The organism is Arthrobacter sp. AFG20 (assembly GCF_002892795.1).
Taxonomy (GTDB): Bacteria; Actinomycetota; Actinomycetes; order Actinomycetales; family Micrococcaceae; genus Arthrobacter.
Genome location: NZ_PJMC01000001.1, coordinates 386,563 through 400,721, shown reverse-complemented (window position 1 = coordinate 400,721; position 14,159 = coordinate 386,563). Strand labels below are relative to the sequence as shown.

Here is a 14,159-nt window from a genome sequence, read left to right as displayed (position 1 = left end):
GTCCTAGCGGCGGCCGGCGACGTCGAGGGCCTCGGGCAGGGTGAAGGCGCCGGCGTACAGGGCCTTGCCAACGATGGCGCCTTCGACGCCGAGCGGCACCAAGGAGCGCAGGACCTTTAGGTCATCAAGGCTGGAAATGCCACCGGAGGCCACCACGGGCTTGCCGGTCTTCTCCACCATCTGCCGCAGAAGTTCTACGTTCGGCCCCTGCAGCGTCCCGTCCTTGGTCACGTCAGTGACGACGTAGCGGGCGCAGCCGGCCTCCTCGAGGCGGCCCAAAACGTCCCACAGGTCCCCGCCTTCCTTGGTCCAGCCGCGTCCGGCCAAGGTGGTTCCCCGGACGTCCAGGCCGACGGCGATCCGGTCACCGAATCGGTCGATGGCCCGCGCGGTCCAGTCCGGGTTCTCCAGGGCGGCGGTGCCGAGGTTCACCCGGGCGACGCCCAGGTCCAGCGCCTTTTCCAGGGATTCATCGTCGCGGAGCCCGCCGGAGAGCTCAACCTTGATGTCCAGCCGGCCCACCACTTCGCGCAGCAGGTCCGCGTTTGAGCCGCGTCCGAAGGCAGCGTCCAGATCCACCAGGTGGACCCATTCTGCGCCCTGCTGCTGCCAGTTGAGCGCCGCCTCCAACGGCGTTCCGTAGCTTGTTTCGCTGCCGGCCTCGCCCTGGACCAGGCGGACGGCCTGGCCGTTCACGACGTCGACGGCGGGTAGCAGTTCAAGTACCGGCAGCTCGTTTTGGCTGGTCATCAGGGGTCCTCAGTTCTTGTAGGCGCTGGTTCCCGTGGGCGGCGACTTCTGCGCCGCACACGGCGGGTTAGTTGGTTATGTGCCGGGAAGGGTCAGCAGGTAGGCGGCCAGCAGCGACATGGCCGCCAGCACATAGAAACCGATCTGGATCCAGAGCGGCTTGCGCTGCTGCCTGAAGGACAGGCCGCCACCCACCAGGAGACCGGCCAGTCCCATCAGGAGGATTGACCACATCTAGGCGTCCGCCGCCTGCCGGGAACGCGGCCCGCGGAGCCCGTCGACCCAGTTTTTCAGGAGACGCGCGCCGGCGTCACCGGACTTTTCCGGGTGGAACTGGGTGGCGCAGAGGGGGCCGTTCTCCACGGCGGCGATGAAGGGGCCACCGTGCTCGGACCACGTGACGAGGGGCGGCGCCATCCGGGGCTGGATCACGTCGAAGTCCCAGTTTTGGACGCCGTAGGAGTGCACAAAGTAGAACCGCTCGCCCTCGACGCCTTCGAAAAGCCTGGAGCCTTCCGGGACCTTGACGGTGTTCCACCCCATGTGCGGCACCACCTCGGCCGGGAGGAGCTCCACCTTGCCGGGCCACTCCCCCATGCCTTCGGCTTCGGTTCCGTGCTCGACGCCGGCCTCGAAGAGCACCTGCAGGCCGACGCAGATGCCGAGGACCGGACGTCCGCCGGCAACGCGGCGGCCGATCATCCGGATTCCATCAACGGCCTTGAGTTCGCGCATGACCGTTTCGAAGGCGCCGACGCCGGGAACGACCAGCCCGTCGGCGTTCAGCACGTCCTCGGGCTTGGAACTCAGGATGACCTCGGCACCGGCACGTTCCAGGGCACGCACGGCCGAACGGACGTTGCCGGAACCGTAGTCCAGGACGGTGACGGTGGGCTTGCCCTCCGGGGAAGCCAGCTTCAGCGTGGCCGACGGATCGATGATTGCGCCCTCGCGCAGTTCTTTGCCGGTCACAGTGCTCCCTTGGTGGACGGAATGCCTTCGACGCGGGGATCCGGCTCGACGGCTGCGCGGAGGGCCCGCGCGAAGGCCTTGAACTGGGCTTCCACGATGTGGTGCGGGTCGCGGCCGGCGATGACGTTCATGTGCAGGCAGATGCCGGCGTGCAACGTGATGGCCTCGAACACGTGCCGCGTCAGCGAACCGGTGAAGTGGCCGCCGATCAGGTGGTACTCCTGCCCGGCGGGCTCGCCGCCGTGCACCAGGTAGGGCCGGCCGGACACGTCAACGACGGCGTGCGCGAGGGCCTCGTCCAGGGGCACGGTGGCCTCGCCGAAGCGGCGGATGCCCGCCTTGTTGCCCAGCGCGGTGCGCAGGACCTCGCCGAACGTGATGGCTACGTCCTCGACGGTGTGGTGGACGTCAATGTGGGTGTCGCCGGTGGCCTTGACGGTCATGTCGATGAGTGAGTGCTTGCACAGCGCCGTCAGCATGTGGTCGTAGAACGGGACCGACGTGCTGATGTCCGACACTCCGGTGCCGTCGAGGTTGATCTCCACCAGCACGGAGGATTCGCTGGTGGCGCGCTCCATGCGTGCAGTCCGTGCCTCGGCAGCCTTGATTCCGGTGTCGCTCATGGTGATAGATGTCCTTTGACGAAGGATGGGGGCGGACCTGACCCGGTCCATATCCAAGTTTAGGCCGGAAGTGCGGCCTGCCGGGCCAGGATGGTTTCCAGCGCTTCCAGGAAGGCTGTGGTTTCCGTCTCAGTACCGGCCGTCACCCGCAGGTGGCCGGCGATGCCGACGTCGCGGACGAGCACCCCTGCATCCAACAGTCCCTGCCAGACCTCATGGGGCTTCTCCAGCCCGCCGAAGAAGACGTAGTTGGAGTCGGACGCCGCGGGCCGCAGCCCCATCCGCGTCAGTTCCGAGACAATCCGGTCACGCTGCCGCTTGATGTCCTGGACATCGGCCATGAGCGCCTCGCGGTGCTGCAGCGCCGCGAGGGCGGTTGCCTGCGTGACGGCCGACAGGTGGTAGGGCAGGCGCACCAGCCGGAGGGCGTCAGTCACTTCCGGGGCGGCCGCCATGTAGCCGACGCGGGCGCCGGCAAGGGCAAACGCCTTGCTCATGGTCCGGGAGACGATGAGCCGCTCCCGGCCCGGCAGCAGGGTGAGGGCGCTGGGCGTGCCGTCGTGCGCAAACTCGTGGTAGGCCTCGTCCACGACGACGACTGCCTGGCTGGCCTCGCCCGCCTCATAAACGGCTTCCACCACATCCAGGCCCAGGCCGGTGCCGGTGGGGTTGTTGGGTGAGCACAGGAAGACGATGCTGGGCTCGAGTGCGCGCACCTGGCTTGCGGCGGACTCGGCGCTGAGGCCGTAGTCGTCGGCACGTTTGCCGGCAATGTAGGCGGTGTCCGTGCCGCTGGCGAGCAGCGGGTACATGGAGTAGGTCGGCGGGAAGCTCAGGAGCGAACGGCCGGGGCCGCCGAAGGCCTGGAGGATCTGCTGGAGGACCTCGTTGGAGCCGTTGGCTGCCCAGAGGTTGTCCGCGCCGAGCCCGTGGCCGAGGTATTCGGCCAGGGCTTCCCGGAGTTCGGTGAATTCGCGGTCAGGGTACCGGTTGAGCCCGGCCGCAGCCTCGGTTACCGCCGCGGTGATGGCCGCCCGCACGTCGGCGGGCACGCCATGCGTGTTCTCGTTGACGTTGAGCAGGATCGGAACGTCAAGCTGCGGGGCGCCGTAGGGGGACAGCCCCCTCAGGTTGGTCCGCAGGGGCAGTCGGTTCAGTCGCTCAAGCTGGTCAGTCACTAGGACAGTTTAAGTAGTGCGGAGGGCTGGCCGGAAACTGTGACGGTTCCGGCCACGGGGAACGCGCTCCATCGCCCCTACTTGTTGGGCACAAACAGCTGCTGGCCGGGCATGACCTTCCCGGCCTGAAGGTCGTTGAGCTGGACAATGTCCGCAATCACGTCCCGGGGATCGCGGTCCGGGTCGACCTGCCCGGCGATGGCCCACAGTGATTCGCCGGGCTGCACCGTGACCGAAACGGTGGGAGTGACCGTCAGGCCACTGGCATTGTCTGCGGCCTTGGCCGGAGAGTTCAGGAGCCCGGTCAGGGACAGGATAACGGCTGCCAGCAGGACAAGCGGCAGGCCGATCAGGACAATGCGGCCTCGTCGGGTGAGGCGAAGGCGCGGCGGCTTGCCTGGCCGGGACGCTGCACGGGACTGAGACGCCGCGCCGCGCTGGGAATCTGCAGACGGGATTGCCGTTGAAGCCGACACTGCTGTTGAAGCTGACATGGCGTGAGCCCTCCTGGACCAAGTTGTACTGCCTGGTGTTCGAACAAACAGTTCGAACACCGGACTGCCGAGCGGCCCTCACTAGAACACATGTTCGAACTTTGCTTTTCCTAGTTTTAGCACCTATCGACGAATTAAGTCGAGACTCGCTAGAACAAATGTTTGAAAAAGCCCTATGGCTGGCCTACGTTGGAAATCACAGAACAACCACATCTGCAGTTGATCAGCAGGGTCTGACATTTTCAGGCCGGAAGTTCCCGGCCACTGCAGCTACCGCGGCCGGGAGGAACGGAAAGGCGTTGGCGAACATGGCAGCACAGGCCTCTGACGGCAAGGCTCCCCAGCGCAGCCCGCGGTCTCAGCGGACCCCCAAGGGACTCACGGTCCGCCAGAAAAAGATCCTGGAAACCATCCAGCGCTCGGTCAACGACAACGGCTACCCGCCGTCGATGCGGGAAATCGGTGACACCGTCGGCCTGGCCAGCCTGTCCAGCGTGACCCATCAGCTCTCGCAGCTGGAAAAGCTTGGCTACCTCCGGCGCGACCCCAAGCGTCCGCGCGCCATGGAGGTCCTGATGCCGCTCACCCTGGATGCGGGGACGGCGAAAACCGGCGGTGCGGACAAGGCCCCGGCACTGAGCGCGGCAGGCGCTTCAGTCACCGAACTGCCCAGCGCGATGGACACCGCAATGGTGCCGCTGGTCGGCCGGATCGCGGCCGGCGGCCCCATCCTCGCGGACCAGGTGGTGGAGGAGCTGATGCCGCTGCCCCGCCAGCTGGTGGGCCACGGCGAGCTGTTCATGCTCAGGGTCGCAGGCGACTCCATGGTTGATGCAGCCATCTGCGACGGAGACTGGGTGGTGGTCCGGCGGCAGAGCGACGCGGTCAACGGCGACATCGTCGCGGCGCTGCTCGACGACGAAGCCACGGTCAAGACCTTCCGGCAGCGGGACGGCCACACGTGGCTGCTTCCGCAGAACACCCAGTACGAACCCATTCTCGGCGACCACGCCGTTGTCATGGGCAAGGTGGTTTCCGTACTCCGCTCGCTGTAGCCGCTGCAACCTTCGGCCCCGGGCTGTTGTAGCCCGGGGCTTCTCTACGCCTGTGCGCCAGCGAGCCGTTCGAGTGCTGCGACGGCGGTCTTCTTGTCGGTCGTCGGCCAGAACGGCGGCAGGGCGGCCCGCAGGAACCCGCCATAGCGTTCCGTCGACAGCCGGGAGTCCAGCACCGCCACCACGCCCTTGTCATTCGTGGACCGAATGAGCCGTCCTGCCCCCTGGGCCAGCCTGACGGCCGCGTGCGTGGCTGATACTGCCATGAAACCGTTGCCGCCGGCCTGGGCAACGGCCCGGGACCGCGCGGTCATCAGGGGGTCGTCCGGGCGCGGGAAGGGGATCCTGTCAATGACCACCAGGCGGCATGATCCGCCCGGGACGTCGACGCCCTGCCAGAGTGACATCGTGCCGAACAGGCAAGTATCAGGCTCGTCGGCGAACTGCTTCACCAGTGCGGTCATGGTGGATTCGCCCTGGCAGAGAATGCTGACATCCAGCCGCGTGCGCAGGGCGTCCGCCGCCTCCTCGGCGGCCCGCCGTGAGGAGAACAGGCAGAGGGCTCCCCCGCCGGAGGCACGGATGAGCGACTCGAGTTCGTCCAGGGCCTCAGGCGAAGTGCCGCGGCCCGGTTTCGGCAGGTGCCCTGCCACGTAGAGGATGCCCTGCCGGGGGTAGTCGAAGGGCGAACCCACGTCGACGCCGGTCCAGCTCGGCGCACCGTCGCCGACCAGGCCCAGTCCGCCCGCGGCGGGTTCGAAGGCAGAGCCGATGGCCAGTGTGGCCGACGTCAGGACCACTGTATGGCCCGCGAACAGGCCTTCCCGGAGCCTGCCTGCGACGCTCAGCGGGGCGATGTTGACCAGAGCCGGGGCAGTCTCGTCCGGCGCCGAGTATCCCTGCTGGGGATCAAACGTGCTGTTCCGGGAGAACCAGACCACCTCTCGGTTTTCGCGCGCCGCAATCAAACGTTCGCAAAGCTCCAAAATCACCAGCAGGCGGGAGCGCGCAAGCTGCCGCCCGCCGTCGGCCGTTGTGTTGCTGTCCCCCTTGGAGTCCGACAGCGCCGCCCGGCAGGCCTCACCCAGCTGGTCCACACAATCCAGCTGCTCGTCGTTCAGGCCGTTGGGCAGCAAGCCGCTGGGAACGCCGGCGAGAACCACCTCAAGGTTGGCTGCCGCTGTGTTAAGCGCGTCCACAGTGATGCCGGTGTGCTTGCGGGCGCCGGAGGCCGCGGCATGGACCATGGCCACCGACAGCTGCCCCGAAACCGCGCCGGTCACCCGGTCCTGGAGTTCATGTGCCTCGTCCACCACCACGACGTCGTACTCCGGCAGCACCGCCAGGCCTTCGAAGGCGCTGACGGCCAGCATGGCGTGGTTGGTCACCACGACGTCGGCTTCCGTGGCGTTATGGCGGGCAAGTTCGCTGAAGCACTCTTCGGCGACGGGGCATTTCTGCGCGCCGAGGCATTCCATGGACGTGACGGACACCTGCCGCCAGGCACGGTCCGTGACGCCGGGAAGGAGCTCGTCCCGGTCGCCCGTGGTGGTCTGCTCCGCCCATTCCCGGAGCCTGACCACCTCCTTGCCGAGCTGCGACGATGGACCGCCCATCGCCGCAGCGAAGTGCGGGACGCTGGTGTCCTCACCCAGCGAGAAGAGCTGGCCCTCCGAGGGTTCCTCGGAGGGAAAGCCGCCCTCCAGCTTGTGCCTGCAGGCGTAGTTCGCGCGGCCCTTGACGAGTGCCACCTTCACGGGCCGGTCGAGTGCCGGTTTGAGGCTCTCCAGCAGCCGCGGGAGGTCACGGCCCACGATCTGGGTCTGCAGCGCGAGGGTGGCGGTGGAGACGAGGGTCGGCTTATTGCTCTCCAGCGAGTGCGCGATGAGCGGGACCAGGTAGGCCAGTGACTTGCCGGTTCCCGTGCCGGCCTGCACCAGCAGGTGGTCGCCGGTTTCTATTGCGCGCGCCACCTGCCGGGCCATCTCGTGCTGGCCGCTGCGGCTTTGGCCGCCCATGCCAGCCACGGCACGGTCGAGCAGGTCAAGTACACGCTGCTCGCCGGCCGTGGCCGCGGCGCCGCCGGCCGTGGCCGCGGCGCCGCCGGCTGCCGCCCCGTCAGTCATCGATGCTGAAGGATTCCAGTTCAGCCGCGAGGCCTTCCCGGACCATGACCACGGCGCGGGTGCCGCCCTCTTCGTGATCCAGGCTCAGGATCTCCGCGTCGGAGTCGTGCAGCTTGCTGATGAGATCCCCGCGGTGGTACGGCACGAGAAGCTGCATCTTGACGTTAGGCCGCGGGATGGCCTCGCTGATGGCCCTGAGCAGCTCGGCAATGCCCTCCCCCGTACGTGCCGAAACCACCACGTGCCGCGGTTCGCGCTGCTTCAGCCGCTCCACGACAAACGGGTCGGCGGCGTCGGCCTTGTTCAGGACGATGATCTCGGGCACCTTGCGGGCGTCCACCTCGGCGAACACCGAGCGTACGGCGGCGATCTGGCCCTCCGGGTCCGGGTGCGACACGTCCACGACGTGCAGGATCAGGTCTGCATCCGCCACTTCCTCAAGGGTGGAACGGAAGGCCTCCACCAACTGGGTGGGAAGGGACCGGACGAAGCCCACGGTGTCGGCCAGCGTGTACCCCATTCCGTCGGCGGTCTCGGCCTTGCGGACGGTGGGATCCAGGGTGGCGAACAGGGCGTTCTCCACCAGGACCCCGGCGTCGGTGAGGCGATTCAGCAGCGAGGATTTGCCGGCGTTGGTGTACCCGGCGATGGCCACGGACGGGACTTCATTACGACGGCGGTTGGCCCGTTTGGTCTCCCGTGCAGGCTTCATCGCGGCGATCTCCCGCCGCAGCTTGGCCATCCGGGTGCGGATCCTTCGCCGGTCCAGTTCGATCTTGGTTTCACCGGGGCCACGAGAGCCCATGCCGGCGCCGGCGCCGCCCACCTGGCCACCGGCCTGGCGGGACATGGATTCACCCCAGCCGCGGAGGCGCGGGAGGAGGTACTCGAGCTGCGCCAGTTCCACCTGGGCCTTACCTTCCCGGCTCTTGGCGTGCTGGGCGAAGATGTCGAGGATGAGGGCCGTGCGGTCGATGACCTTCACCTTGACGATGTCTTCAAGGCCGCGCCGCTGGGACGGAGCGAGTTCGGCGTCCACCACGACGGTATCGGCGCCGGTGGACATCACCACGTCCTTGAGTTCCAGCGCCTTGCCGGAACCGAGGAAAGTGCCGGGGTCCGGCTTGGCGCGCCGCTGGACCAGTCCGTCGAGGACTTCCGAGCCCGCTGTTTCCGCCAGCGCGGCGAGTTCACGCAGGGAATTCTCGGCGTCGGCAAGCGTGCCTTCGGTCCAGAGACCGGCGAGAACGACTCGTTCCAGGCGCAACTGCCGGTATTCGACTTCGGTGACGTCCTCGAGTTCGGTGGACAGCCCGGCCGTGCGTCGCAGTGCCCGGCGTTCCTCGAGGTCTTGCTGGTCGCCGTCGAACGTGCTGTGCTCTTCGGCGAGCTGCGAAATGGCCTGCGCCTTGCCCAAAACGCCCTGGCTGTCGGCGCGGCTGCCGTTGGCAGGTGTGGCGTTCCTGGCCGGGACGTCTTTAGCGAGGATCCGGTCGATAACAGCCTGGATTTCCTCAGGACTCATGTCCTGGGCTGCTGGCTCGGATCCGGGATTTTGCTGATTGGTCATGGTCTCCTTTGAAGGTTCTGCATCTTCAGAATAGTGCTGATTGCCGCCCTTGGCAGCGGTATTCGCGCTGGGCTGACTGCGAGGGGTCATGGAGGGTCTCCTGAAATGCCGGCAGACGTCAGGCATGGCCGGCGGGAAGCGGTCTGATTGAGTGCTGTTCGGGCTGCGCTCCTGCGGAAGGTCTGTGCCTGCAAAGGGCAATACCTGCGTCGCACTGGAGGGGAGCCATGGGCCGGTGCCGGCGGCTAAAAGGCCGCGGGCAAAAAGAAGTACCGGCTACTCAAAAATCAGGAACATGCCTTCAAGGATACCAGACCGGCCAGCCGGCTTTCCCATTAGCCGGTTTCCCATCGGGCGGGCAGCCCACTAATCTGGCCAGTTATGGAGTCTGCCCACTATTTCAGTGCCTCACCCGCGGGGCCGTTTACCCGCAAGCCCCTCACAGTGGAACTGGCCGGTGAAAGTCGGAAGCTGCAGACCTCGTCCGGCATCTTCAGTCCGGACGGCATCGACAAGGGGACGGCCGTCCTGCTGGCCGAGGTTCCCGCGCCTGCGCCACAGGGTAACCTGCTCGACGTCGGCTGCGGATGGGGACCCATCGCCCTGACCATGGCGCTGCGGGCACCGCACGCGCAGGTCTACGCGGTAGACGTCAATGAACGATGCATCGCGCTCACCAACGGGAACGCCGAACTGCTTGGCCTGAACAATGTCACGGCCAGCACGCCGGAGAACGTGGATCCGGAAATCCGTTTCGACACCATCTGGTCCAATCCGCCGATCCGGATCGGCAAGGATGAGCTGCACTCACTCCTGCTGCTCTGGCTGCCGAGGCTGGCACCGGGGGGTTCCGCCTGGCTGGTGGTGCAGAAGAACCTGGGCTCGGATACGCTTCAGCGCTGGCTGGCGGAGGTTCTGGATGACTCTTTCACGGTGACGCGGGAAAGCACGTCCAAATCCTTCAGGATCCTGCGGGTCAGGAAAGCGTCCCGGTAGCAACGATCGTTGCCGGGCCGCTTAGCTCAACGTGCTCGCGCCCGCCGGCGACGGTGAAGAATTTCACGCCCACGACGCCGCCCGGGACCTTCACCTGCCAGGCGTCCGGGGCGCCCTGTCCGGCCCAGTGACGGATGGCCACCGCCGCGGCGCATGCGCCGGTGCCGCAGGACTGCGTTTCCCCGACGCCCCGTTCGTGGACCCGCATGGTCACCGTGCCCACGCCGTCGTGCACCAGCGGCTCGGCCGGAACAACGAACTCGACGTTCGTGCCATTGGCGGGAGCCGGGTCGACGTGCGGGGCGGTAAAGAGCCGGGTGTCCCGGAGCTCGGACAGCTCGGCCAGGGCTACGACCGTGTGGGGGTTGCCCATGCTGACGGACAGCGCCGGCCGGGGCACTTCGAGTCCGTCTGCGCTGACCAGCGAATCCATGGCGCGGGCAGCTGCTTCCGGGAAGATGAACTCCCAGGGGCCCATGTCGACGGCGTAGCCGTCACCTGTGCGGACAATGGTCTTGACGCCGCCGCGGGTGCCGATGGTCAGTGAGCCGCCGGCAGGCAGCTCAGCCAGGCCCTCGGCCAGGAGGAAGTGGACGAACACGCGCACGCCGTTGCCGCACATCTCCGACAGGGAACCGTCACCGTTGCGGTAATCCATGAACCACTCGGCGTCGGGGTTTTCGGAAAGAATCTGCCGGCCCTCGTCAAGGAGACGGGACGGGACGGCGCGGATGAGCCCGTCACCGCCGATGCCGCGGTGGCGGTCGCACAGCTGGGCGACCTGCTCAGCGGAGATGGAGTGCACGCCCTCGGGGTCAGCGACCAGGACGAAGTCGTTGCCTGTTCCATGGCCCTTGGAGAACCGCAGTCCGCTCAATGTGGTGGCGGCGGGCCGGACTGATTCTGCAAGGGTTTCATTCATGATTCAAGGTTACCCGCCCGCCGGCGGCGCCAGAAAAACGGCGTGGAGCTGCCTCGCCGGCCGCGGGTGCTGGTCAGGAGGATGCCGGCGACGACAATCACACCGCCTGCTATCTGGGCAAAGGTGTAAGGATGTCCGGCGAGGATTGTGAACAGGGCTGTAAAGACGGTGATGAGGTTGAGGAACACTCCGGCATTGCCGGCAGGGATGACCGCCAGCGCGCGGTTCCAGAGCAGGTAGGACAGCACCGATGGGAACAGCGCAATGAAGGCCAGTGAAGCAACCGCACCCTGCGTGGATGGCAGGGCTGGACCGCCGGCAGCGAGGCTGAACGGTGTGAGCACAACGATGGTGATCGCGGCCTGGATGGCCGTGGCGGTTATCGGGGGCAGCGGCGGTGCCAGCCGCCCGGTGATCGTGTAAGCGGACCACGCCGCAATGGCCCCGAGCATGAAGAGCTCACCGGTCCCGAATCCGGCATGCAGCAGCTTGCCCAGGTCGCCGTCGCTGAGGACGAGGAGCACGCCGGTAAGTGCGATCAGGACACCGCCAACTGCCCGGCGAGTCAGGCGTTCGCGCAGGAATGCGGCAGCGGCCAGCGTTATGAGTGCCGGGTTGAATGCATTGATGAGGGAAGCGCTGAACGCATCCGTGTGCTCGAGAGCCGTGTACAAAAGCAGGTTGTAGCCCAGCAGTCCGAACACGCTGAGGGCGATCAGCCATGGCCAGGCGGCCAGCACCTGCCGCCATTGCGGGCGCTCCGCGATCTGTGCGATGGCCAGCAGGGGAACCAGGGCGAGCGACCAGCGCAGCAGGACCAGACTGACGGGGTCGATGCTCTCGACCGCGCCGGCCCCGACGATGTAGTTGCCGGCCCAGAACAGCGTCGCCCCCAGCAGCGAGGTGATCGCAATGGTGAGGGTCCGCCGCGAGGTGCGCTTTGGCGTGGTGGCAACTGCGAGGGTCATTGGGATCTTTCTCCGAGTGCGTTGGTGCGCCTGGCTCAGCGGCAGAGCCCGGCTGCCTTGGCGGCGAGATCAGGGTCCTGCCAGTCCAGCCAGCTGATGCGGGGGTCGGCCCGGAACCAGGTCAGCTGCCGGCGGGCGAACTGCCTGGTGGCCACTATGGTTTCTTCCGCTGCCTGCGTTGCATCCGCTTCGCCGTCGAGCACCCTGAGGAACTGTGCGTAGCCCAGTGCGCGGGGTGCGGTCCTGCCGCGGCGAAGGCCCTGGGCGTCCAGCCGTTCAACTTCCGCCAGCAGCCCCCGCTCCACCATCCGGTGCACGCGGACGGCGAGACGCTCCCGCAGCTGCTCACGGTCAACCTCCAGTCCGATCTGGATGGCCGGCTGATGGTATTCGCGGGTTGGCATGAAGGAGCTGAACGGGCGTCCCGTCAGTTCGAACACCTCCAGCGCGCGGATGATGCGGCGGGCGTCGCCGAGGCGCCCGGCGGAGATGGGATCTACCGTCCGGAGGCGGTCCAGCAGCACCGCAGCCCCGTCCGCGGCGTTCTCCTGTTCCAGCCGGGTGCGGATTTCGGGATCGGTTCCCGGGAAGTCGAGCACATCGAGGGCGGCGCGAACATACAGGCCCGACCCGCCGGCCAGGATGGCCCGCTTGCCGCGGCGGTGGATGTCGGCGACGGCGTCCCTTGCCTGCTGCTGGAAGTCGGACACGGACGCTTCCTGCGTCACGTCCAGGATGTCCAGCAGGTGGTGCCGGACGCCCCGTTGCTCAGCCTCGGTGACCTTGGCGGTGCCGATGTCCATGCCCCGGTAGAACTGCATAGCGTCGGCGTTGATCACCTCGCCGTCCAGGGCCAGGGCAAGATCGACGGCGAGGTCGGACTTGCCCGAACCTGTGGGGCCGACAACCGCTATAACGGGGGGGTGGCCCGCCACCGGGTCAGCGGCTCCGCACCGGGAGTGCGGGCATGCCAAGCGACACGCCGGTCCTGCCCGCGCCCCCCGCCGCACCAGGTGCCGGCACGCCGCAGGAATCGGCCTGCGCCCTGTCCCAGGCATCGCCGGCGCGGGACCGGCGCAGGGAGTAGTCGGCCGCGGTGGCCGGATCGGCGACCAGGTGGAAGGCAGCTGCTTCCGTAATGGTGACGGTCACGAGGTCTCCGGGACGCGGTGCAGGAGCACCCGCGGGGACCGTGAAGTGGACGAGGCGCTGGTCCTGCGAACGGCCTGAGAGGCGGTGCGTTTCCTCGGACTTGCGGCCGGACTGGGCAGTGACCATGACCTCGACGCGGCGTCCCAGCTGCTTGGCGTTCTCTTCCGCGGCGATGCGGTCCTGGAGCGCGGTGAGCCGTTCAAAGCGCTCCTGCACCACCGCCTTGGGCAGTTGGTCCGGCAGGTCCGCGGCAGGCGTGCCGGGCCGCTTGGAGTACTGGAAGGTGAAGGCCGTGGCAAAGCGTGCCTTTTCGACGACGTCAAGGGTCGCCTGGAAATCTTCCTCCGTCTCCCCCGGGAAACCGACGATGATGTCCGTGGAGATCGCCGCATGCGGCATCCTGGCGCGGACCTTGTCCAGGATCCCCAGGAACTTCGCCGACCGGTAGGAACGCTTCATGTCGCGCAGGACTTTGTCCGATCCCGACTGGAGAGGCATGTGCAGCTGCGGCATGACGTTGGGCGTCTCGGCCATTGCGTCGATGACGTCATCGGTGAACGCCGCCGGGTGGGGGCTCGTGAAACGCACCCGTTCCAGGCCCGGAATCTCGCCGCAGGCGCGCAGCAGCTTGGAGAAGGCCTGGCGGTCGCCGAACTCTACCCCGTACGAGTTCACGTTCTGGCCGAGGAGCGTCACTTCGATGGCGCCGTCGTCCACCAGCGCCTGGACCTCGGCAAGGATCTCCCCCGGCCGGCGGTCCTTTTCCTTGCCCCGCAGGGCAGGGACGATGCAGAAGGTGCAGGTGTTGTTGCAGCCAACCGAAATGGACACCCAGCCCGAATAGACAGAGTCGCGTTTGGTGGGCAGGGTGGACGGGAAGACGTCCAACGACTCGAGGATTTCCAGCTGCGCCTCGTTGTTGTGGCGCGCCCGGTCCAGGAGAGCCGGCAGCGCGCCGACATTGTGCGTGCCGAAGACGGCATCGACCCAGGGCGCCTTCTTCAGAATGGTTTCGCGGTCCTTCTGGGCGAGGCAGCCACCGACGGCGATCTGCATCCCAGGGTTCGCTGCCTTGATCGGCGCCAGCTGGCCGAGGTTGCCGTAAAGCTTGTTGTCGGCGTTTTCCCGCACGGCGCAGGTATTGAAGACGACGACGTCGGCCTGGGCACCGTCCGCCGGTACATAACCGGCAGCTTCCAGCATGCCTGCCATGCGCTCGGAGTCGTGAACGTTCATCTGGCAGCCGAAGGTACGCACCTGATACGTGCGGGGCACAGCGGCGTCGCCGGTTGCTGCGTTTTCGGTGACGGGTGCGGGGGAAGGATGGGTCAGACTCACCCAATAAGGGTACCG

Annotated in this window: 14 protein-coding genes; 2 read left to right on the top strand and 12 right to left on the bottom strand. The window is 67.1% G+C overall.

Going from position 1 to position 14,159, the window contains the following annotated elements; translation table 11 throughout:
• Positions 1–3: 3 nt before the first annotated feature.
• The 6 genes from priA to CXZ05_RS01785 all read right to left on the bottom strand — a co-directional run bounded on the left by priA (position 4) and on the right by CXZ05_RS01785 (position 4,017).
• The gene (priA, locus tag CXZ05_RS01805) at positions 4–750 is read right to left on the bottom strand and encodes a bifunctional 1-(5-phosphoribosyl)-5-((5-phosphoribosylamino)methylideneamino)imidazole-4-carboxamide isomerase/phosphoribosylanthranilate isomerase PriA (protein ID WP_102970896.1); all 747 of its coding nucleotides are present in this window, start codon (positions 748–750) and stop codon (positions 4–6) included.
• A 75-nt stretch (positions 751–825) separates the two neighbouring features.
• Positions 826–984: a hypothetical protein gene (locus CXZ05_RS22940; RefSeq protein ID WP_180987215.1), complete on the bottom strand. Its 159-nt coding sequence runs from the start codon at positions 982–984 to the stop codon at positions 826–828.
• A complete protein-coding gene (gene hisH, locus CXZ05_RS01800; protein WP_102970895.1) occupies positions 985–1,722 on the bottom strand; it encodes an imidazole glycerol phosphate synthase subunit HisH in 738 nt (245 codons plus the stop codon). It lies immediately after the preceding gene.
• The gene (gene hisB, locus CXZ05_RS01795) at positions 1,719–2,345 is read right to left on the bottom strand and encodes an imidazoleglycerol-phosphate dehydratase HisB (protein WP_003798736.1); all 627 of its coding nucleotides are present in this window, start codon (positions 2,343–2,345) and stop codon (positions 1,719–1,721) included. The genes hisH and hisB overlap by 4 nt, the downstream gene beginning before the upstream one ends.
• A gap of 59 nt (positions 2,346–2,404) precedes the next feature.
• Positions 2,405–3,523: a histidinol-phosphate transaminase gene (locus CXZ05_RS01790; protein ID WP_102970894.1), complete on the bottom strand. Its 1,119-nt coding sequence runs from the start codon at positions 3,521–3,523 to the stop codon at positions 2,405–2,407.
• Positions 3,524–3,600: 77 nt separating this feature from the next.
• On the bottom strand, positions 3,601–4,017 hold the full coding sequence (locus CXZ05_RS01785; protein WP_258006396.1) for a LysM peptidoglycan-binding domain-containing protein: 417 nt from the start codon (positions 4,015–4,017) through the stop codon (positions 3,601–3,603).
• 308 nt (positions 4,018–4,325) lie between these two features.
• Between CXZ05_RS01785 and lexA the strand changes: the two genes are divergently transcribed.
• On the top strand, positions 4,326–5,072 hold the full coding sequence (lexA, locus tag CXZ05_RS01780; protein WP_102970893.1) for a transcriptional repressor LexA: 747 nt from the start codon (positions 4,326–4,328) through the stop codon (positions 5,070–5,072).
• A 44-nt stretch (positions 5,073–5,116) separates the two neighbouring features.
• Here lexA and CXZ05_RS01775 read toward each other — a convergent pair whose 3' ends face one another.
• Positions 5,117–7,198 carry an ATP-dependent DNA helicase gene (locus CXZ05_RS01775; protein ID WP_102970892.1) on the bottom strand — a complete coding sequence of 694 codons (2,082 nt, stop codon included), beginning with the start codon at positions 7,196–7,198 and terminating at the stop codon, positions 5,117–5,119.
• The gene (hflX, locus tag CXZ05_RS01770; RefSeq protein ID WP_102970891.1) at positions 7,191–8,768 is read right to left on the bottom strand and encodes a GTPase HflX; all 1,578 of its coding nucleotides are present in this window, start codon (positions 8,766–8,768) and stop codon (positions 7,191–7,193) included. Before hflX ends, CXZ05_RS01775 begins: the two co-directional genes overlap by 8 nt.
• A gap of 381 nt (positions 8,769–9,149) precedes the next feature.
• On the opposite strand from hflX, the gene CXZ05_RS01765 reads away from it, so the two are divergent.
• Positions 9,150–9,764 carry a class I SAM-dependent methyltransferase gene (locus tag CXZ05_RS01765; protein WP_102970890.1) on the top strand — a complete coding sequence of 205 codons (615 nt, stop codon included), beginning with the start codon at positions 9,150–9,152 and terminating at the stop codon, positions 9,762–9,764.
• Here CXZ05_RS01765 and dapF read toward each other — a convergent pair.
• From dapF to miaB, 4 genes are read right to left on the bottom strand one after another with little or no spacing between them, the layout of a single operon-like run.
• The gene (dapF, locus tag CXZ05_RS01760) at positions 9,745–10,686 is read right to left on the bottom strand and encodes a diaminopimelate epimerase (RefSeq protein WP_102970889.1); all 942 of its coding nucleotides are present in this window, start codon (positions 10,684–10,686) and stop codon (positions 9,745–9,747) included. The genes CXZ05_RS01765 and dapF overlap by 20 nt on opposite strands.
• Positions 10,683–11,654 (bottom strand): DMT family transporter, encoded by a 972-nt coding sequence (locus CXZ05_RS01755; RefSeq protein ID WP_102970888.1) that lies wholly within the window; start codon positions 11,652–11,654, stop codon positions 10,683–10,685. Before CXZ05_RS01755 ends, dapF begins: the two co-directional genes overlap by 4 nt.
• Positions 11,655–11,689: 35 nt before the next feature.
• Complete coding sequence (gene miaA, locus CXZ05_RS01750; RefSeq protein ID WP_102970887.1) at positions 11,690–12,589, bottom strand: tRNA (adenosine(37)-N6)-dimethylallyltransferase MiaA; 900 nt, start codon at positions 12,587–12,589, stop codon at positions 11,690–11,692.
• Positions 12,590–12,593: 4 nt separating this feature from the next.
• The gene (gene miaB / locus CXZ05_RS01745) at positions 12,594–14,144 is read right to left on the bottom strand and encodes a tRNA (N6-isopentenyl adenosine(37)-C2)-methylthiotransferase MiaB (protein WP_102970886.1); all 1,551 of its coding nucleotides are present in this window, start codon (positions 14,142–14,144) and stop codon (positions 12,594–12,596) included.
• Positions 14,145–14,159 lie beyond the last annotated feature (15 nt).

Excerpts from the sequence above, each read along its gene's own strand:
- dapF (WP_102970889.1), bottom strand. The coding sequence starts at position 10,686 with ATGAATGAAACCCTTGCAGAATCAGTCCGGCCCGCCGCCACCACATTG.
- CXZ05_RS01755 (WP_102970888.1), bottom strand. The coding sequence starts at position 11,654 with ATGACCCTCGCAGTTGCCACCACGCCAAAGCGCACCTCGCGGCGGACC.
- CXZ05_RS01765 (WP_102970890.1), top strand. The coding sequence starts at position 9,150 with ATGGAGTCTGCCCACTATTTCAGTGCCTCACCCGCGGGGCCGTTTACC.
- hisB (WP_003798736.1), bottom strand. The coding sequence starts at position 2,345 with ATGAGCGACACCGGAATCAAGGCTGCCGAGGCACGGACTGCACGCATG.
- lexA (WP_102970893.1), top strand. The coding sequence starts at position 4,326 with ATGGCAGCACAGGCCTCTGACGGCAAGGCTCCCCAGCGCAGCCCGCGG.
- CXZ05_RS22940 (WP_180987215.1), bottom strand. The coding sequence starts at position 984 with ATGTGGTCAATCCTCCTGATGGGACTGGCCGGTCTCCTGGTGGGTGGC.
- priA (WP_102970896.1), bottom strand. The coding sequence starts at position 750 with ATGACCAGCCAAAACGAGCTGCCGGTACTTGAACTGCTACCCGCCGTC.
- hflX (WP_102970891.1), bottom strand. The coding sequence starts at position 8,768 with ATGACCAATCAGCAAAATCCCGGATCCGAGCCAGCAGCCCAGGACATG.
- CXZ05_RS01775 (WP_102970892.1), bottom strand. The coding sequence starts at position 7,198 with ATGACTGACGGGGCGGCAGCCGGCGGCGCCGCGGCCACGGCCGGCGGC.
- CXZ05_RS01785 (WP_258006396.1), bottom strand. The coding sequence starts at position 4,017 with ATGTCAGCTTCAACAGCAGTGTCGGCTTCAACGGCAATCCCGTCTGCA.